At 69.5% G+C, this 18,286-nt stretch carries 23 protein-coding genes and 1 tRNA gene; 16 read left to right on the plus strand and 8 right to left on the minus strand.

What is annotated here, in order from left to right; translation table 11 throughout:
* Window positions 1-48: 48 nt before the first annotated feature.
* Window positions 49-915, minus strand: a complete 867-nt coding sequence (locus EV279_RS05000) for an AraC family transcriptional regulator (RefSeq protein ID WP_133541786.1) — start codon at window positions 913-915, stop codon at window positions 49-51.
* 191 nt (window positions 916-1,106) lie between these two features.
* Window positions 1,107-1,379 carry a hypothetical protein gene (locus tag EV279_RS05005; RefSeq protein ID WP_133541787.1) on the minus strand — a complete coding sequence of 91 codons (273 nt, stop codon included), beginning with the start codon at window positions 1,377-1,379 and terminating at the stop codon, window positions 1,107-1,109.
* A gap of 181 nt (window positions 1,380-1,560) precedes the next feature.
* Here EV279_RS05005 and EV279_RS05010 point away from each other — a divergent pair, with 181 nt between their 5' ends.
* Both EV279_RS05010 and EV279_RS05015 read left to right on the plus strand, forming a co-directional pair.
* Window positions 1,561-2,022, plus strand: a complete 462-nt coding sequence (locus EV279_RS05010; RefSeq protein WP_133541788.1) for a pyridoxamine 5'-phosphate oxidase family protein — start codon at window positions 1,561-1,563, stop codon at window positions 2,020-2,022.
* 110 nt (window positions 2,023-2,132) lie between these two features.
* Complete coding sequence (locus EV279_RS05015; RefSeq protein ID WP_133541789.1) at window positions 2,133-2,774, plus strand: LON peptidase substrate-binding domain-containing protein; 642 nt, start codon at window positions 2,133-2,135, stop codon at window positions 2,772-2,774.
* A 16-nt stretch (window positions 2,775-2,790) separates the two neighbouring features.
* Here the strand turns inward: EV279_RS05015 and EV279_RS05020 are convergent, their stop codons facing one another.
* From EV279_RS05020 to EV279_RS05035, 4 genes are all read right to left on the minus strand, one after another.
* The gene (locus EV279_RS05020; RefSeq protein WP_133541790.1) at window positions 2,791-3,636 is read right to left on the minus strand and encodes a helix-turn-helix transcriptional regulator; all 846 of its coding nucleotides are present in this window, start codon (window positions 3,634-3,636) and stop codon (window positions 2,791-2,793) included.
* Window positions 3,637-3,705: 69 nt separating this feature from the next.
* Window positions 3,706-4,644, minus strand: a complete 939-nt coding sequence (locus tag EV279_RS05025; protein WP_133541791.1) for an SDR family oxidoreductase — start codon at window positions 4,642-4,644, stop codon at window positions 3,706-3,708.
* Between the two features lie 136 nt (window positions 4,645-4,780).
* Window positions 4,781-5,785 (minus strand): NADP-dependent oxidoreductase, encoded by a 1,005-nt coding sequence (locus EV279_RS05030; protein WP_133541792.1) that lies wholly within the window; start codon window positions 5,783-5,785, stop codon window positions 4,781-4,783.
* Between the two features lie 97 nt (window positions 5,786-5,882).
* Entirely contained in the window at window positions 5,883-6,479 is a 597-nt protein-coding gene (locus EV279_RS05035; protein ID WP_133541793.1) for a fasciclin domain-containing protein, read from the minus strand.
* Between the two features lie 234 nt (window positions 6,480-6,713).
* On the opposite strand from EV279_RS05035, the gene EV279_RS05040 reads away from it, so the two are divergent.
* The 5 genes from EV279_RS05040 (at window position 6,714) to EV279_RS05060 (ending at window position 11,027) form a co-directional block, all read left to right on the plus strand.
* Window positions 6,714-7,544, plus strand: a complete 831-nt coding sequence (locus tag EV279_RS05040) for a DUF4397 domain-containing protein (protein ID WP_133541794.1) — start codon at window positions 6,714-6,716, stop codon at window positions 7,542-7,544.
* A gap of 44 nt (window positions 7,545-7,588) precedes the next feature.
* Complete coding sequence (locus tag EV279_RS05045; RefSeq protein WP_133541795.1) at window positions 7,589-8,212, plus strand: class F sortase; 624 nt, start codon at window positions 7,589-7,591, stop codon at window positions 8,210-8,212.
* Window positions 8,209-8,802 (plus strand): sigma-70 family RNA polymerase sigma factor, encoded by a 594-nt coding sequence (locus EV279_RS05050; protein WP_133541796.1) that lies wholly within the window; start codon window positions 8,209-8,211, stop codon window positions 8,800-8,802. Before EV279_RS05045 ends, EV279_RS05050 begins: the two co-directional genes overlap by 4 nt.
* Window positions 8,803-8,905: 103 nt before the next feature.
* On the plus strand, window positions 8,906-9,574 hold the full coding sequence (locus EV279_RS05055; protein WP_243728443.1) for an anti-sigma factor: 669 nt from the start codon (window positions 8,906-8,908) through the stop codon (window positions 9,572-9,574).
* 163 nt (window positions 9,575-9,737) lie between these two features.
* Window positions 9,738-11,027: an LCP family protein gene (locus tag EV279_RS05060; protein WP_133541798.1), complete on the plus strand. Its 1,290-nt coding sequence runs from the start codon at window positions 9,738-9,740 to the stop codon at window positions 11,025-11,027.
* Between the two features lie 33 nt (window positions 11,028-11,060).
* On the opposite strand, the gene EV279_RS05065 is transcribed toward EV279_RS05060, so the two are convergent.
* Window positions 11,061-11,921: a hypothetical protein gene (locus tag EV279_RS05065; protein ID WP_243728444.1), complete on the minus strand. Its 861-nt coding sequence runs from the start codon at window positions 11,919-11,921 to the stop codon at window positions 11,061-11,063.
* A gap of 185 nt (window positions 11,922-12,106) precedes the next feature.
* On the opposite strand from EV279_RS05065, the gene EV279_RS05070 reads away from it, so the two are divergent.
* A tRNA-Ser gene (locus EV279_RS05070) sits at window positions 12,107-12,198 on the plus strand.
* Between the two features lie 353 nt (window positions 12,199-12,551).
* Here the strand turns inward: EV279_RS05070 and EV279_RS05075 are convergent.
* A complete protein-coding gene (locus tag EV279_RS05075; protein ID WP_133541799.1) occupies window positions 12,552-13,124 on the minus strand; it encodes an XRE family transcriptional regulator in 573 nt (190 codons plus the stop codon).
* 77 nt (window positions 13,125-13,201) lie between these two features.
* Between EV279_RS05075 and EV279_RS16910 the strand changes: the two genes are divergently transcribed.
* The 8 genes from EV279_RS16910 to EV279_RS05115 all read left to right on the plus strand — a co-directional run bounded on the left by EV279_RS16910 (window position 13,202) and on the right by EV279_RS05115 (window position 18,285).
* Complete coding sequence (locus EV279_RS16910; protein ID WP_208109471.1) at window positions 13,202-13,411, plus strand: hypothetical protein; 210 nt, start codon at window positions 13,202-13,204, stop codon at window positions 13,409-13,411.
* Between the two features lie 44 nt (window positions 13,412-13,455).
* The gene (locus tag EV279_RS05085; RefSeq protein ID WP_133541800.1) at window positions 13,456-13,722 is read left to right on the plus strand and encodes a hypothetical protein; all 267 of its coding nucleotides are present in this window, start codon (window positions 13,456-13,458) and stop codon (window positions 13,720-13,722) included.
* A 151-nt stretch (window positions 13,723-13,873) separates the two neighbouring features.
* Window positions 13,874-14,881: an NAD(P)-dependent alcohol dehydrogenase gene (locus tag EV279_RS05090; RefSeq protein WP_166644447.1), complete on the plus strand. Its 1,008-nt coding sequence runs from the start codon at window positions 13,874-13,876 to the stop codon at window positions 14,879-14,881.
* A gap of 26 nt (window positions 14,882-14,907) precedes the next feature.
* Window positions 14,908-15,294 carry a DUF805 domain-containing protein gene (locus EV279_RS05095; protein WP_133541802.1) on the plus strand — a complete coding sequence of 129 codons (387 nt, stop codon included), beginning with the start codon at window positions 14,908-14,910 and terminating at the stop codon, window positions 15,292-15,294.
* Complete coding sequence (locus tag EV279_RS05100; protein ID WP_133541803.1) at window positions 15,291-16,004, plus strand: ABC transporter ATP-binding protein; 714 nt, start codon at window positions 15,291-15,293, stop codon at window positions 16,002-16,004. Before EV279_RS05095 ends, EV279_RS05100 begins: the two co-directional genes overlap by 4 nt.
* Window positions 16,001-17,287 carry an ABC transporter permease gene (locus EV279_RS05105; RefSeq protein ID WP_133541804.1) on the plus strand — a complete coding sequence of 429 codons (1,287 nt, stop codon included), beginning with the start codon at window positions 16,001-16,003 and terminating at the stop codon, window positions 17,285-17,287. Before EV279_RS05100 ends, EV279_RS05105 begins: the two co-directional genes overlap by 4 nt.
* Window positions 17,288-17,320: 33 nt before the next feature.
* Entirely contained in the window at window positions 17,321-18,016 is a 696-nt protein-coding gene (locus tag EV279_RS05110) for a DUF2306 domain-containing protein (RefSeq protein WP_133541805.1), read from the plus strand.
* Window positions 18,013-18,285 (plus strand): hypothetical protein, encoded by a 273-nt coding sequence (locus EV279_RS05115; RefSeq protein ID WP_133541806.1) that lies wholly within the window; start codon window positions 18,013-18,015, stop codon window positions 18,283-18,285. Before EV279_RS05110 ends, EV279_RS05115 begins: the two co-directional genes overlap by 4 nt.
* Window position 18,286: the final 1 nt, after the last annotated feature.

An 18,286-nucleotide genomic window follows, 5' to 3' on the forward strand; every position in this document is an offset into this window, starting at 1 on the left:
GAGATGAGTTCGACACATCCCCAGGACGAGTACGAAGCGCTGAGAAGACTACGCGCGCTCCACCGGCAACCACAGTTCGCAGGTAGCGCTACTGAAATCGTCTGAGCGGGCGAGCATGCCGACCATCGAGGGCCCCGGCCGCAGCCGCCATGGATTGGATGGGAACCATTCGGTCGCCGTGGCGGCCCACGCCGACTGCAGGGCGGCGGGATAGTCGCCTTCGATGCGGAACACCGCCCAGGCGCCGGCGGGAACCTCGATGACGTCGAGGTCGTCGGGCACGCGGGTGCCGTCGGTGACGGCGATGCCGTGCACGTAGGTGAGCTCGCTTCCCTCTTGGTAGTCGGGGTCGACGTCGGCGCTCACCTGGAGCAGACCGGCCGGTTCGGTGTTGCTCAGGTCTTTGAGGCGGGCGTGCTCCGCGACAGGCAGCGAGGCGATGTGCGCCTGGATCTGCGGGTTGATGCCCTCGTGGATCAGAGGCACGCGAGCGGCGTGACCCACGAGCCGGAAATCCGGTCGGTCGGTGATTCGAGCGTCCATGGTGATGTTCCCTTCGACGGTCAGGCGGAACCTGATCTGCGGTTGTGTGCGAAGGGGGCCACCATCTCGCCGGACATCGCCGGGGCTGACGCCGTGCACCGAGCGGAATGCGCGCCCGAATGCTTCGGTCGACCCGTAGCCGTACCGCACGGCGATCCCGAGCAGATCGCCGTCCCCGAGGACGTCCGCGACGGCGACCGTCATGCGCCGGCGCCGGACGTACTCGGAGAGCGGAATCCCGGCCAGCGATGAGAACATACGCCGCAGGTGGTACTCGGTCGTGCCGAGCCGCGATGCCACGGCCGTCACGTCCAGATCTTCGGTCAGATGCTCCTCGACGTGGGCGACGAGTCGGTTCAGTTCAGCGATCACGACTCTCCCTTCGGGATCCACCCTTCCGGAGCATCTCGAACGGCACCCTACTATCGCGGTCCGATCCGATCTGATCCGACCGCGGGCGTCGTGAGGTTCTCACCGATGGCGAGCCTCACCCGCGTCGTCGTCGCCGGCGAAGCGGGCGAGGAAGTCGGCCGGCCGGACGATCCGGGCGAAACTGAGCCCGTTCAGAGGTCCGGGTTCGAACCCATCTCGTCCGCGATCCTGTCGGCCTCGCGAGCCACCGCCTCCTGCTCGGCCTCGCTCAGCGGCGGTAGACCGACTTCATCGGCGGGGATTCCCGCGTAGGGGTCCGCGCCGGGAAACTCCTGGTTGAAGGAGCCGGCGACGACTCCGCCCGGGGGAACCTCGTCGCCTGCGGCGCCGAGGATCGTCTCCTCGCCGGGAGCTTGCTCCGGTACGTCGTCTCCGAGGTGCTTACGATGCCACTCGCCGCTCATGTCCACTCCCACCGTTCCAACAGGGCCACACCGATCATCACCGAGACGATGGAGATGGGCAACGCCCGCATCGCTCGTCTCATTCGCCGAAGAGTAAGCGTCCGGACGCCGACGTACCCCATTCCGATCGACGGCCGGCGGGGATAACGTCGATGTGTCGGCATCTGCGAAGGAGCGGATGATGAGCGTGTCTACCCACGATGTGACCTTGCTGGAAGATCCGGTTGCGCAGCAGCTTCTCGCGGCGCCCGTGCTGGCGAGATTCGCGTACACCTGGTCCGATGGGACCCCCCGAGTCGTGCCGATGTGGTTCCACTGGGACGGTCGGTACGTGGTTGTGGCCAGTCCACCGGGCGCACCCAAGCTGAAGGTGCTGGGTGAGCGGCCGGACGTCGCGGTCACCATCGACACAGATGGATGGCCGTATCGCGTGCTGTCGATCCGAGGACGCGCCGAGATGGAGATGCTCGACGATGTCGCGCCCGAGTACGCCGCTGCGGCGGAACGGTACTTCGGCGAGGAACAAGGGCGAGCGTGGGTCGGGCAGCTCCGCGGCCGGCCGATGTGTCGTATCCGGGTCGTCCCCGAGTGGGTCAACGTCCTCGACTTCGAGACGCGTCTGCCGAGCGCTCTCACCCTGTAGGCGTCTGACCTGCGCCGGCGTGGACCGCGCACTCGGGGCTACCTGGTGTGCACGTCCGTCTCGGAGCCGTCGCGGCCCAGGACACCACGTCCGGGTGATTGACTGGGCGCATGGACGGGGTGGCGATGTTCCCGCTCGGCAGCGTGCTCTTCCCCTACACGCCGCTGGTGCTGAGGGTGTTCGAGCCCCGCTACCTCACGATGATGGGGCGTCTGCTCGACCTCGACGAGCCCGAGTTCGGAGTGGTGCTCATCGAGCGCGGGCTCGAGGCGGGCGGTGGGGATCAGCGCGCCTCGGTCGGCACGATGGCCCGCATCCTGCAGATCGAAGCCGGCGCCGCGGACCTGTACGTGGTGGCGCTGGGCCGCGAGCGCATCACGGTCGACAGCTGGCGCCAGGACGACCCGCATCCGGTCGCCGACGTCTCCATGATCTCTCCGCTCGTGTGGGATGACGCGCTCGCCCCGCTGCACCGCGAGGCGGAGCGGGTCGTGCGTCGGCTGGCCGCCCTCGCTTCCGCGCTCGGCGAAGGACGCTGGGATGCCGGGACCGCCCTCTCCGAGGATCCGGTGGAGTCGTCGTGGCAGCTCGCCGCGATCGCTCCGCTCGGCGAGTACGACCGGTTCCGTCTGCTGAACGCGACCAGCCTGGGAGGGCTGCTGCGCAGCATCATCGACCTGTGCCTCGAAGAGGAGCCCGTTCTCATCGCTCGCGCGGCCGATGCGCGCGACGCGGACGAAGGAGAGACCTGACGCGCAGCGGCATCCGTCACCTGCCGGAGGAGATCTCCTGGGTTCCGATGACCGCGAGCAGCTGCAGGCGCTCGTAGCTCTCGGTGCCGGGGGTGGCCGTGAGGACGAGGAGGGTCTGCCCTTGCTCGGGGTCGATGAGGATCTGGCACTGCATGTCCATCACGCCGACCTCGGGGTGCTGGAGTCGCTTCTCGCGGGGGTGCGTGGATCGCACTTCATGCGACTCCCACAGCGCCGCGAACTCCGGGCTCTCCGCGAGCAGCGCCTGGACGATGGCCCCTGCCCGGGAGCGGGCGCCGTTCTTGGCGTAGACCGTTCGGATGTCGGCGGTGAAGGCGCGGGACAGGGCGGGATGGTCTTCGGCAGGATAGACGTCCCGTGCAGGGGGGTGCATGAACCAGCGGTAGCCGACGCTGCGCATCATCCCCTGGAACCGCGTCTCGTCACCGAACAGCGCGCGTGCGGCCGGGGTCTGGGCGAGCGTCTCGCCGAGCTCGGTCATCACCTGGGCGGGCGTGTCGGCGAGCCTGTCGAGCACGCGCATGAGACCGGGGGACACGTGCTCGCTGCGCAGCGCCCGCGCCGGCGCCGTGTGGCCTGCCAGGCGGAACAGATGGTCCCGTTCGTCGAGGGTCAGCCGCATCCCCCGGGCGATCGCTGCAAGCATCTGCTCCGACGGCTGCGGCCCCCGGCTCTGCTCCAGCCGGGTGTAGTAGTCCGTCGACATGTCGCTGAGGGTGGCGACCTCCTCACGACGCAATCCGGCGGTACGGCGGCGCGGGCCGCGCCGCAGCCCGAGGTCCTCGGGCTGCAGCGCCTCACGGCGGCGCCGGAGGAAGTCGGCCAGCTGCTCTCTGTCCATGAGGCGAGTCTCCGGCACCCGGCGAGGCTTAGCCAGGGACCGAGGATCCGTGCGTGAGCATCACCCGCCTCACACCGGGACGTGGATGCCGGTGAGCTGCTCCGACAGCTCCCATACCCGGGTCGCGTCGCTCGCGCTGCGCAGCGGCGCATACAGCGACTGCTCTGCCGGCAGCCCGCCGAGATGGCCCAGCCCCTTCGGGCCGTACAGCCGGCCGCCCTGCGCCTGCGGACTCGTCGCGGCGTGGACCGCCGACAGCGCTGCAGAGGCCGGAGTGCCGACGAGGATGCGGCGGCGCGACATCCACCGGATGGCCTTCACCGCCGTCGTGTCCTCTGACCGCCCCATGCCCGGCTGCGCGGAGAGGAGGTTCGTCGGCGTGATGCCGGGGTGCGACAGGTTGCTGCGCAGGCCCCAGCCCGCGGCATCCGACCGCCGTTGCAGCTCCCTGGCGAACAGTCCCACCGCGATCTTCGAGGACCGGTACGCCTTCATGGGGTCGTAGTCGCGTTCCCAGTTCACGTCGTCCCACCTGACCTCGCCCCGGCTCGCGGCGACGCTCACCTGAGTCGTCACGTGCCCGCGACCGGCGCGAAGGAGCGGCAGCAGTCGGCCGACGAGCGCGAAGTGGCCGAGGTGGTTCGTTGCGAACTGCAGCTCGTTGCCGTCGACGGTGAGCTGGCGAGTCGGCGGATCCATCACGCCGGCGTTGGCGATCAGGATGTCGATCGGTTCGCCTTGGGCCAGCAGCGCGTCGGCGAAGCCCTCGACCGAGTCGAGGGACGCCAGGTCGAGGGCGCCGAGGTGGATGCGCGCGCCAGGCACGCGTTCGCGGATCCGGTCAGCGGCCGCTGCGCCCTTGGCTTCGCTGCGGACGGGCATGACGAGCTGTGCGCCCGCGCGCGCCAGGCGCGCTGCGATCTCGAAGCCGACGCCGTCGCTTGCGCCGGTGACGAGAGCCCGCGCGCCGGACAGATCGGGAACGGGGATGTCGAGTGCGTGGGGCATGGAGGGTCTCCTTCGTGGTCGGTGTCCTCCATGCTGCGCGCGTTCCGCGGGCGCATTCAGGGCGCGTTCACCCAGGGATCGACGGTCCCTGTTTCGCGGCCGCGGCGGTCGGTTCCCGCGCCGCGCGCCACCCGGTTCAGGCCGCATATCCTCCGGTCATCGCCTCGTGGATCTCACGGGCTTTGATCGTCCGATAGGTCGTGACCGGACGGGTCGCCAGCACGACCTTGCCGCGGGAGTGCATGTGCGCGAGATCCTCGTAGGCCACGATGATGTCGGCCAGCGGGTACAGGCCCGAGATGAGCAGCCGGAAGGCTCCCGCGTGCGCGAGCTGGGCGAGGCGCTCGAGCTGCGACGTCCCGTGCGCGACGGAATCGGCGTCCTCCTGGAGCAGGCTCAGCTCCACGTCGCGGCGGTCGGCGCTCGAGCGGTAGCGCGACTCCGGCACATCCAGCTCTTCCGCGAGCTCCCGCCCGTCCTTGCCGAAATTGTCGACGAACGCCGTCACCGGCCCACCCGCCACGCGGCGGATGCGATCGGCGATGCCGTCGCCGTAGCGCACCGGGGTGATCCCGAGCTGGCGGAGGTAGTCGAAGTTGCGATCGCCGCAGGTGCCGATGACACGCGCCCCGCGGTGCTTGGCGAGCTGCGTCTGCAGGCTTCCCACCCCGCCCGCCGCAGCCGAGACGACGATCGTGTCGCCCGGGCCGATCCGGAGCTGGTCGAGGGTGTCGAGGGCGGTGGCGCCCGCGAGGTAGAGGGCGCCCGCGACCTCCCACATGACGTTCGCCGGCTTGAGGACGAGCGCTTCGGAGGGGACGGTCAGGTGCGAAGCGTGCGCCCCGGTGCGCACGTGGCCGATCACCTGAGCTCCCAAGCGGAATCGGGCGCCCGGACCCGCGGCGACGACGATGCCGGCGAAGTCGCTGCCGGATCGCCGCGGCCACGGGTCGTCGGACCAGGTCGATTCCTTCCCGTTGCGCAGGAAGACCTCCATGTGGTTGATCGAGGTGGTGAGCACCTCGACGGTGACCTCGCCGTCACCGGGCGGCGGCAGCACCTCGGTGCGTTCGTGCAGCACGTCGGCGTCGCCGTAGTGGTCGTACTCGAACCAGCGGGACTGGATGACCTTGGTCTTCATGTCGAACCCTTTCGCCGTGTCCCCGCCGAAGTGCGAGGTGTTCCGGCCCCGCTCGCCGCGCACAGGACCAAGCGGCGAGCGGGGTCCCTGGGGGAGGTCAGAGCGACGCGGGCACCAGCACGCGGTCGATCGTGTGGATCACGCCGTTCGACGCCTGGATGTTGATCTTCCAGAGCACCAGGCGCGGGTCGGTCAGAGCGGGAGTCTCGTCGCGAAGGGTCACGGCGCGCGGCTGGACGGTGCCGCCGTTGGCCATCGTGAGCGAGCCCGCCGTCAGGACGCGCAGCGGGCCGAGCTTCTGGCCAGGCACCACGTGGTAGAGCAGGACGTTCTTGATCTGGTCGCCGCTGTAGGCCGTCGTGATCGTCGCGAGGGCTTCAGCCTCGGACGCCGGCGCGACACCGGTGACGTCCTGCACGAGGCGGAGGAACGCACGGTCGTTGGGGGCGAACACCGTGAAGTTGGTCGACCCGTCGGACAGGACCGGCGCGAGCCCGGTGGCCAGCACGGCCTGCACGAGGATGTCGTAGTCCCAGGGGTTGCTGTCGGGGGTTCCGCCGCCGGATGCCGCGACCGCGACGTCGACGATGTTGCCCGACGGAGTGCCGCCGCCTGTGGCGTGGGCGGGTGTGGCAGCGAACGCCAGCGCGGCGGCCGCCACCGCGGCCAGTGATGCGCGGGTGATCTTGTTCATCGTTTCTCTCCTTCATCGAGGAACGCGCGCGGATCCGTGCGCTGAACAGTTCTTCCGGCGGGATGCCGCGGCCGGATGCAGCAGCGGGGAATTCCTTTCCGGGATGCCGGCGCCGCAGGCTCGGGCGAGGCATCCGTCGAAGAAATCCGAACCCGGTGCATCCGAAACCGTCCCTGCCCGGGAAGGCACTTCCGAAGGGCGGCGACCGACCGCTCATGAAAAAGGAGGAAGACAGTGCGCAAGACAGCAGCCGCCGGCCTCGCGGTCGGCCTGATTGCCGCCCTCGGGTTCGCCGTCCCCGCGTCCGCGAGCACGGGCTCTGAGGCTCAGCTCTCGGTTCTTCACGGAATCCCCGGTGTCACCGTCGACGTTTACGTCAACGGCGAGTTGACGCTCGACAATTTCGAGCCCGGCCAGCTCGCCGGCCCGCTCGCGCTCCCCGCGGGCGACTACGAGGTCGCGGTGACGGCATCGGATGCCGCCGACGCGAGTGCGCCGATCCTCGGTCCCGCGACCCTCCCGCTGGCCGCCGGCGTCAACTACACCGCCGCGGCATACCTCAGCGCGGATGGTGCGAACTCGCTCAAGCTGTTCACGAACGACACGGCGACCACCGAAGCCGGTCAGGGCCGGCTGACCGTCCGGCACATCGCAGCCGCCCCCGCGGTCGACGTGCTCGCCGGCGGAACGCCCGTCATCGAGGACCTGACCAACCCGAACGAGGCCACGCTCAACCTTCCCGCGAGCACGGTCTCGGCATCCGTCGCCCTCGCCGGCACGACCGAGCCGGTGCTCGGGCCGACCGACGTGCAGATCCAGGACGGCGTCCTGACGATCGTGTACGCGTGGGGCAGCGCCGAGGACGAGAACCTCGCCCTCGCCACCCAGACCGTCTCGGTCGGGCACTCGAACCCGGGCGGAGTCCCCTCGGGAACGGCCGGATACCTCGCCGAGCGCGACGCCACGATGTCGTACATCGCTCTGGCGGGCGCGGGCGCCCTCGCCATCGCCGCCGCGGCAGCCACCGCGCTGGTGATGCGGCGCCGGCAGGAGGCGCGCCGCTGATGCGCCGGGGCACGCCGCGAGAGCACGGCCGGGACGGGCGGGCGATGGCCACCCTCATCGGCGCGGTCCTCGCGGCGTGCCTCACTGCCTGCGCGCCCGCGGGTGCGGGGGTGTCTGCACCCTCCCCATCGCCATCCACCTCCGCACCCGCACCACCGCCTCCCACCGCTGCGGTCGACGTCCCCGTCACCTCGGCGGAGCTGACGCCGCCCACCGCGGCGGTCGCGCCGACCCGACTCGTCATCGACGCGCTCGGCGTCGACATGCCGGTCACCGATGTCGGCGTCGAGCCGAACGGTCAGATGGAGCTTCCCGTCGATCCCGCCGTGGCCGGCTGGTACCGGTACGGACCGGATGCCGCCGCCACCGCGGGACACGTCGTCCTCGCCGCTCACGTCGACGCCATCGACTACCCGATCGGCCCGCTCGCCCGACTGCGGGATGTGTCCGTCGGCGCGCCGATCGTGGTCGCGGGCGCCGACGGAACGGCCCGCACCTGGGTCGTGGAATCCCTCACCTACTACGAGAAGACCGCGCTCCCGACCGGCGACCTCTTCGCCCGCGAAGGCGACCCCGCGCTCGTCATCATCACGTGCGGCGGGCCCTTCGACAGCGCAACGGGCCATTACAGGGATAACGTGGTGGCAATCGCGAGGCCGCAATCATGAGAGGCGGGGGACCCGTGGAGCCGGATGCCGCACTCGAGCGGGCGTCGGATGCCGAGGCCCAGCTCAACGCGCGGTTCGTGGCGGGCGACGAGCGCGCGCTCGCGGACGTGTACCGGCGATGGTCGCCCGTGGTCTTCACGCTCGCGCTCCGCTCCCTCGGCGATCGCGGCGATGCCGAGGACGTCACGCAGCGCACGTTCGTCTCGGCCTGGACCTCGCGAGCGAGCTATGACGCGACGAAGGCCCGGCTGTCCACGTGGCTCGTCGCCATCGCGCGCCGCCGCATCGCCGACATGCACGAGTCGCGCGCCAAGATCCGCGCCCTCCAGGCCGAGATGGAGCGGCTCACAAACCCCGACGACCTCGTGCGCGAGCCCCCGGATCTGTCCGAGTCCCTGCTCGTCGCCAACGAGATGCAGCAGCTCGAGCCCGACGCCCAGACCGTGATGCGGATGGCGTTCTTCGACGATCTGACGCATGAAGAGATCTCGCGCCGGCTCGGGATGCCGCTCGGCACCGTCAAGAGTCACATCCGCCGAAGTCTCACCCGAATGCGCAACCGATTGGAGGTGACGCGTGTCACACCTTGACCCGGAGCAACTCGCCCTGATCGCCCTGGGAGAGCCCGTCGCCTCCGACCAGGACCGCGAACACTTGGCCTCCTGCGCGGAGTGCGCCGCTGATGTCTCCGAGATGTCCCACGCCGCCGTCGTGGCCCGCTCGACCATGGACGAGGTGGAGCTCGAAGCCCCGCCCGCCCGCGTCTGGGGCCGGATCGCCGACGAGCTCGGCCTGGGCGACGCCGCGGTGCTCGCCCTCGCTCCCCCCGCAGACCTCGTTTCCGCGCGGCCGTCGAGGCCGGTGACGGATGCCGACACCCAAGCGGCGGCATCCGTCATCCCCTCCGCGGCACCGCGCCGTCGCCGCTGGTCGCAGCGGGCATGGTGGGCGCTCGCGGCATCCGTCGCCTTCGTCCTCGTCATCGCCGGGGGAGTGTGGGTGGGGGTCGGCTCGCTGACCCCGACCTCGATCGCGTCCGCCTCGCTCGAGGCGTTCCCCGACCATCCGCAGGCCGTCGGTACGGCGGAGGTCGACGAAGCACGCGACGGCGGTCGCACGCTCACGGTGACCCTCGATGGGGCCGCCTCGTCGGCGGACTATCGCGAGGTCTGGCTCATCCGCAACGACGGGGGCGCCCTCATCAGCCTGGGCGTGCTCGACGGGTCGAAGGGCTCGTTCCCCATCCCCGCCGGCGTGGACCTCGCCGAGTACGACCTCGTCGACATCTCCTTCGAGCCCGTCGACGGCGATCCCGCGCACTCCGGCGACTCCATCGTTCGCGGCCAGCTCACATTCGCCTGAGGCGGCGCGTTCAGCGACGCCACAGATGCGCATGAGAGTATGGGTGGGTTTTCCGACGAGATTCTGAGTACTCGTCCCTCAGGTCGAAGCCGACACCCCGCCCTCTGACGGTGGCGGGCGTGCCTGGGCCTGGAGGGATGTGACGCACCCCGAGAGGACCCGAGTGAGCGAGACGCCCACGCCCGAGACGCCGGGCCGTCGCACCGTGGCGCGGCACGGTGCGCTCACGTCGCCGCATCCGTTCTCGCAGCTCCTCAAGATCCTGGGCATCGTCATCGCCGTCGCGCTCGTGTCGGGCGCGGGCGTCGCCGCCTATGCCGCGATCGACATCACGTCGAGCTTCACCCAGGACGCCGTCGAGCTCGAAGGTCAGGAGTCCGTCCCGCCCGACATCGGGGCGATCGAAGGCGGCGTCAACCTCTTCCTCGCGGGGACGGATGCCTGCGAGCCGCAGTACGCCGGTTACTTCGGCGACCGCTGCACGGGTGCGGATTCAGAGGGCGAGCTGAACGACGTGAACATGCTCGTCCACATCTCCGATAATCCGCGCCGCGTCACCGTCATCTCCTTTCCGCGCGATCTCATGATTCCGATCCCCTCCTGCACGCTGGAGGACGGTTCGACGACATCGCCCATGAGCAAGCAGATGCTGAACACGGCATATGCCTACGGCGGCCTGGGCTGCGTCGTGAAGACCGTCTCGCAGCTGACCGGTCTCGACATCCAGTACGCCGCGAAGGTCACGTGGGGCGGGGTCATCGAGATCACCAACGCCGTGGGGGGCGTCGACGTGTGCCTCGCCAACGGCATCAAGGACCCGTACACGGGGATCGACTGGGCCGCGGGCACGCGCAACATCCAGGGCATCGACGCCCTGCAGTTCCTGCGCACACGTCACGGCGTCGGCAACGGCGGCGATCTGGGCCGCATCTCCAACCAGCAGCAGTACATGTCGCGCCTCGCCCGCAAGCTCGTGAGCGAGGAGGTGCTGTCGAACCCCGCGACGCTCTACAAGCTCGCCACCACGGCGGTGGACAACATCACGCCGTCGCAGAGCCTCACCAATCCGGTGACCCTGGTGCAGATCGCGCTCGCGGTCAAGAACGTGCCCTTCGACGAGATCGTCTTCATCCAGTACCCGGTGCTCGACGACCCCGCCGACAACGACCGCGTGGTGCCGAACACCTCGGCGGCCGACGCGCTGTGGACGGCGATCGCGGCGAACCAGCCCCTCGAGCTGACCGGCGAGGTGAGTCAGGGCGAAGGGGTCGTGGTCGTCGAACCGACGACTCCGGCCGAGCCCACCACTCCGGTCGAGCCGGCGCCTGAGGCCTCGGCGACGCCGGGCGAGACGTCGGCGCCGACCGAGACCGCGGCGGAGCTTCCCTCGTCGATCGCGGGACAGACCGCCGCGCAGGAGACCTGCTCGAACGGCAACGTCAAGAGCCGCTGAGGCGCTGCTGGGTGGACCCGGTTCGGTTCGGGTCTACTCTTCGAGCCCGAGACCGACGCGGTCGACGCGACGGTGGTACCGCATGCCCGCGAGACCGCCGAGAAGGGCGCCCGCGAGCGTGACGAGGGCCGCGCCGACGGCGGTCAGGATGCCGGTGAGTGTCAGCTGGTCGGACGAGACCGGGATCCGCGGGAAGCTGTTCAGCGCGCCGAAGATGTCCCACTGCGCGCCCGCGATCGCCGTGATGATGGCGACGACGATGGCGACGATGATCGCCCACAGCCACACGCCGAGTCCCTGCATCAGCCCGCTGAACCGCGCCATGCGCCCGGCGACGTAGCCGCCGGCGAAGTAGCCGACGAACAGCACGATGCCGATGACGACGGCGCCGATGATCGTGGCTGCACCCATATTGTCGGTGGCGGCCTCGGCCGCGTCCTCCGCTGTCTGCGGTGAGGTCATGCCCACCGCTCCGCCGATCGCCGCGACGATCGCGGTGAGGAGGACGACGAGTCCCATCGCCGCGAGCCATCCGAAGAACGCGGAGCCGAACTTCATGCCACCGAAGCGCTCACGTTCGCGCGCCACGACGTCGTCTCGTGCGACGACCGCGTCCGTGCCGCCGGCGTACACGGGGCGGTCGGTGGTGGCGGGGCGGTCGGCGTATCCGTCGCCGTTCGCGTCGGTCCGGCGGTCGGTGGTGGCGGGGCGGTCGGCGTAGCCGTCACCGTTGGTGTCGGTGCGGCGGTCGGTGGGGGCCGGGCGGTCGGCGTACCCGTCGCCGTCCGCGTCGGTGCGGCGGTCGGTGGGGGCCGGCTGGTCCATGGCGACGGTGCGGTCGGGATCGGTACCCCGCGAGACGGGCTCCCGCGGATCAGGGGGGTTTGTACTCATGTCCGCAAGGTATGGCCTGGCGCGTGTGTCGACACCGGGGTTGTCATGGGAGGCGTTCAGCCGTACGCTCACCGCGGCATCCCTTATCGGTGTGCGGTCTTTTCTCGCCTACATCCGGCGTTTTCTGCCATCGGCGCGGGCGGGTTATGATGGCTGGGCGCATCCGCGGTCGCTCGCGGATGCCTGGAGACGTCGCATAGTCAGGCCTAGTGCACCACCCTGCTAAGGTGGAGTCCCCTTACGGGGACCGAGGGTTCAAATCCCTCCGTCTCCGCCAGAAAAGCCCTGATGTTCGGCGCTTTTCTGGTCGGACGGACCTCGTATCGGCCCCATTCTCGTCCCGTGAGAGCGAACTCCCCGCGAACCGGCGGGACTCCTTGTTTGCACTCCTTGAGGATGGTGCCCTTCCCGTTCTGGCGCGGAATTCCGCCCCAGTTCCGCCTCCGCCGATTTCACCGCGAACCGTTCGGCTGAAGTTCGGTCGTTCGGGTCCTGTGGAGGGAGCGATTCGATGATTCCGGGGGCTCGCACAGGGTGAGCCCTGAGCGGTACGCGCCTCCTGGCTTTCGCAGCGGAGTTCGGCTCTTCCTCAGGCAGCGCCGCGCGATCGGAAACGGCAGGCTTTCAGGACTAGCCCGTGCGCACGTGCGCCCGCTCGCCCTGACTGCCGAAGAGGCTCAGCACCTCGGCAGGGCCACCGTCGGCGCTGCCGAACCAGTGCGGCACGTGCGTGCCGAACTCCGCGACCTCGCCGGCCGCGATCGTCAGGTCCCGGCTGCCGAGGATCAGCCGCATACGCCCGCTCAATACGTACAGCCACTCGTAGCCCTCATGCGCGCGCGGTTCGGGGCGAACTTGGCTGCCGGGGATCAGGATCTTCCACGCCTGCACCGGCCCCGGCCGCGGACTGAGCGGGATGACCACTCGGCCGTGCACCCGCCGGGGCTTCAGCCGCACCCGCGGGTCTCCGACGTCCGGGGCTCCCACCAGCTCGTCCAGTGGGACGCGGTGTGCCTGTGCGAGCGGAAGGAGCAGTTCGAGGCTGGGTCTGCGTGGCCCGGTCTCGAGGCGTGACAGCGTGCTCTTCGATATGCCGGTCGACTCCGAGAGGGCCGTGAGGGTCAGGCCCCGGTGTTGACGGAGGCGTTTGAGTCGCGGTCCGACGGCTTCCAACGCGGATTCGATCGAGGCGGATGCGTCCACCCGGTCAGTGTGCAGAGGAATCCCGAAATTGGCAACGAACTTTGCCGTCGTCCGGCGCGGAATCCGATCCTGTGGTTATGAACAATTACGACATCTTGGTGATCGGTGGCGGCGCGGCCGGGCTCAACGCCGCCCTCGTGCTGCTGCGTGCCGAACGCAACGCCGCCGATCCGCGAGCGCAGGTCGTCACCGCCGCCGGCCAGGGGTCCGCGGCCGCTATCGCGATCAACGCCGATCTTGTCGCGGAAGACCTCGACACCGCCCTTCGGCTGCATCGAGACCAGTGAACGCACGCCTCATCACCCCACCGAATCCCAACCAGGAGGCCCCCATGTCCACATCCGAATCATCCGATCCTCGCACCGGCATCCAGCCGGTTCCACCGCCGACCACGCACCAGCTCGCCCTCATGATCTGGATCGCCGTCTTCCCCACGCTCACGATCCTCAATCTCCTTGTCGGCGATCTGCTGGCCCCGTTGCCGATGATCGTGAGGACGCTGATCCTGGTCACCGTCGCCGTCCCGATCGTGATCTACGCCCTCATGCCTCGCCTGCACCGCGTCCGCCGCGCGCTGTTCGCGCGTCGACGCCGCTGAGTAGGAGCCCCGGGCGAACCACCCGGGGCTCCGTGCATGGTGACCCGTCGAAGATCACCACATGTGGGGATGCCGGGTCACCACAACGCTTCGTAGCTTCGTCAATCGAGAAGCCCCGCTCGACCAGAGCCCGAACCCCATGGGAGAAGAAATGAAAGCTGCCGTCTATCGCCGCTTCGGCGGCCCGGAGGTCGTCCGCATCGAGCAGGTCGCCGACCTGCAGCCGAAGAGTGACGAGATCCTCGTCCGTGTTCACGCGACCACCGTGAGCGCAGCGGACCACCGTTCGCGTGCCCGGGACATCCCTGCCGGCCTGATCATCCCCAGCTCGCTCGTGCTCGGCTTCTTCCGCCCACGCCGCCCCGTGCTCGGGATGGATGCCGCTGGAGTCGTCGAGAAGGTGGGCGACGACGTGCAGGGGTTCGCGCCGGGGGACCGTGTCGCGGTCATGCTCGGAGGCCGATTCGGCGGCCACGCCGAGTACGCGATCGTCAAGGCGACCGATGCTGTCGTCCACACGCCCGGCAGCCTCACCTTCGCCGAGGCGGCGAGCATCGTGTTCGGGGGGATCACCGCACAGGCCTACCTCAACCAGGTGACGGTGAAGGCCGGCACCACCATCCTCGTCAACGGAGCCTCGGGCGCCGTGGGCTCCGCGGTCGTGCAGATCGCCGCCGCTGTCGGGGCCCACGTCACCGCCGTCACCAGCGCGGCGAACCGGGACCTCGTGACCGATCTCGGCGCGCAACGCACCATCGACTACCACGCTCAGGACTTCACCGCCGACGCAACCAGCTACGACGTGATCGTGGACTGCGTCGGCAACGCCCCGGTGAGCAGGGTGCACTCCATCGTGCGACCGGGCGGCGCGGTGCTGCTCGTGGCCGCTGGGCTCCGCTCGCTCATCCGCGCCAAGCGGGACGCCCAGCGCTACGGGATCTCCGTCATCACTGGCCCCGGCGCCTATCGCGCCGCCGACCTTCAGCACGTCATGTACCTCGCCGAGGTCGGTGAATTCCGCCCCGTCATCGAGCGCTCCTACCCGCTGAACGACATCGCCCGGGCCCACCGGTACGTCGACACCGGCCGCAAGCGCGGAAGCGTCGTCATCCACGTCGCGGAAGCGGACGAGCCCGCCGCCGCAAGCCCCCGGCCCTGACCCTCCATCCCGAAAACAGAACGTCCATGCGCTTCGCACAATCGATCCGCAGCGGCTTCCGCGGCTACGCCGAGTTCTCCGCCACGGCAAGCCGATCCGAGTTCTGGTGGTGGATCCTCTTCACCGTGATCGTCGGCTCCGCTCTCGCCGCGCTCCCCGTGCCGACCCTCGGCTTGGCCGACGGCACAGTCCTCAGCGCCCCGACCCTCACCCCCGTGTGGCAGATCGCCGTCCTCCTGCCCACCCTCGCGGTGACCGTCCGCCGCCTGCGCGACGGCGGCTCAGGCTGGGGGAACGTCTTCTGGATCCTGCTTCCCGTCGCCGGCGCGATCGTCCTGGCGGTGCTGTGCGCCCAGCCGACCCGCACCCTCGTCCCGCAGACGCCCGCCGACATGGAGGGGGCGCTCCGATGAACATCGACAACGCTCGAGCTCTGCTCGATGTCCGCGACATCCGCCGCTCCTACGGTCGCGGTGCCAATCGGTTCGACGCGCTTATGGGCGTTTCCCTCCGGATCGCCCACGGGGAGTCGGTCGCGATCGTCGGAAAGAGCGGCTCCGGCAAGTCCACGCTGATGCACGTGCTCGCACTGCTCGACCAGCCCGACGGGGGCTCGCTCCTCGTCGGGGGAGTGGATGCTGCGACGCTCAGCACCCGGGAGGTCAGCCGACTGCGGAACGAGACCTTCGGATTCGTGTTCCAGCAGTTCTTCCTCAACCCGAACGCCACGGTCCTGGAGAACGTCATGCTGCCGCTGAAGATCGCCGGCGTGGGGCGTCGCGAGCGACGGGAGCGCGGGATGGCCGTACTGGCCCAGCTGGAGCTGGCAGACAAGGCCAGGAACAGGGCCGTCAACCTGTCGGGCGGTCAGAAGCAGCGGGTGGTCATCGCCCGCGCGCTCATCAACGAGCCGAAGCTCATCTTCGCCGACGAGCCGACCGGCAATCTCGACACGGCGACCGGCCGCCTGGTGGAAGACATTCTCTTCCAGCTGAACCAGAACAGCGGCATCACCCTCGTCGTGGTGACCCACGACACCGAACTCGCCGCGCGATGCGACCGCCAGATCCACATCAGTGACGGTCGTGAAGTGAGAGCAGAACTGATGGGAGCTCTCGCATGAGGATCACCGACATGCTGTCCACCGCGGTCGGCAACAGCCTGCGCAGCAAGACCCGCACGCTCCTCACCGTGCTCGCGATCTTCATCGGCGCCTTCACCCTGACCATCACCAGCGCCATCGGCACAGGTGTCTCCGACTACATCGACAACCAGATCGGCGCGTTCGGCGCCAAGGACGTGCTCACCGTCAGCAAGGCGCAACAGGAGACGGCGCAACGCGAAGGTCCCGCGGCGTACGACCCGGATGGCGCGACCCTCGGCTCCGACCTCGCCCAGTTCGAGACGGAACCGCTGACCACCGACGACCTCGACGCCATCCGATCGATCGACGGCATCTTCGACGTGAGCCCCGTGCGCGAGGTCACTCCCCGCTACATCGAATACGACGGCAAGGGAAAGTTCGTGCTCGACGTGAACCCCACCGCGCACCTCACGACCCCCGACCTGGCAGCCGGCGCGCAGCTGCAGAACGGTCGCGACGAGCCGCAGATCCTCCTCGTCTCGTCCTACGTCGACGCGCTGGGATTCGCCGACGCGCAGGGAGCTGTGGGGAGGACCGTCGAGATCGGCATCGCGGACCACAACGGCGCCCTGCACGAGGTCGCTGCGACCGTCGTCGGTGTGCAGAACGAGACGATTCTCGCGTCCGGGGCCGCGCTCAACGACGCCCTGTTCGAGCAGCTCGACGCCATCCAGAGCACGGGACGGCCTGCCGCCGTGTCGGAGCAGTCCATCGTCGCCATCGCACACTTCGACCCGCGCGCCTCCGAGACGCGCATCGACGAGATCCAATCGGCCCTCGAGAACAAGGGATTCCTGGCAGCAACAGTGGCCGACCAGATCGGGGTGATCCAGACGGTCGTCGACGGCATCATCGCGGTGCTCAACGCCTTCGCGGTGATCGCTCTGATCGCCGCCGGGTTCGAGATCGTGAACACCCTGTTGATGAGCGTGCAGGAACGAACCAGGGAGATCGGCCTGATGAAGGCGATGGGCATGCGGGGCGGGAGCATCTATGCCCTGTTCAGCACCGAGGCGGTATTCATCGGCTTCGCGGGCAGCGTCCTCGGCGCGGCCGCAGCCATCGGGATCGGCACCGTGGCCAATGGCGTCATCGTCGACCGCGTCCTGGCCGACCTCGAAGGACTTCAGGTGCTGCGGTTCGAGCTCGTGCCCGTGGCATCCATCCTCCTCATCGTGATGTCGATCGCCTTCCTCGCCGGCACCCTGCCTGCACGACGGGCCGCCCGCCAGAACCCCATCGACGCACTGCGCTACGAGTGACCCTCGGCGCCTGACTCGGAGAATCGAGTACCCATGACCCTCAACGTTTCGCCCCCGACGTCCGGTGTTCGGCCGGCCCGGAGGCGCAGCCCCGGCTGGCTGCTTCCCACCGGCCTCATCGTCTTCGGCCTGATCCCCATCGCCGCCAACGCCCTGCGGCGCGTCGCGATGGCCGTCGGCCCGGACGGTTCCGCATCCGGTGGGGATGGGGGGATGCCGCTTCCCGCCGTCCTCCACGTTCTCGGCGCCACTGTCTTCGTCGTCCTCGGTGCGTTGCAGTTCTCGGCAGGCCTGCGTGGGCGCCGGCCACGGTGGCATCGCGTCGCCGGCCGTCTAGCGATCCTCGGCGCGCTGCTCGCCGCAGCCTCCGGACTCTGGCTCGCGTTCGCCTATGTGTCGGGCTCTTCCGGGCTGCTGTTCGTCTTCCGGCTCCTCGCCGCGTCGGGACTGGCGGCGTTCATCGTCCTCGGATTCCGTGCCATCCGCCGACGCCGTCTGCCGGCGCACCGAGCGTGGATGATCCGCGCGTTCGCGATCGGGCTCGGTGCGGCGACGCAGGTGTTCACCCTGGGCTTCGGCGAGCAGCTGTTCGGCGAGGGCGAGCTCAGCATCGCTCTCCTGAACGGGGCGGGATGGGCGATCAACCTGGCGGTCGCGGAATGGGCGATCCGCCGGCGACCACGGCGCATCGCCCGAGCGGGCGCTGACTGGGCGCGGAGGCCGCGATGACCGCGGGCGCTGGTCGCGACGAGCCCGGCGACTACGAGCTGCGTGTCGGCCGGCACCTCGACGATCACTGGGCGGAGTGGTTCGGCGACCTCACGCTCACCCGAGAACCAGATGGCACGACGACGCTCAGAGGCCATGTCGTCGACCAGGCCGCCCTCCACGGCATCCTGATCAAGATCCGGGATCTCGGGATGGTCCTCATCTCGGTTCGAGCCATCGAGGCTTCCGGGGCCGGCAACGTCGCGCCCCCGGAGGCTGGCGGCGCGTGAC

It is taken from the genome of Microbacterium sp. BK668 (genome assembly GCF_004362195.1).
Lineage (GTDB): Bacteria > Actinomycetota > Actinomycetes > Actinomycetales > Microbacteriaceae > Microbacterium.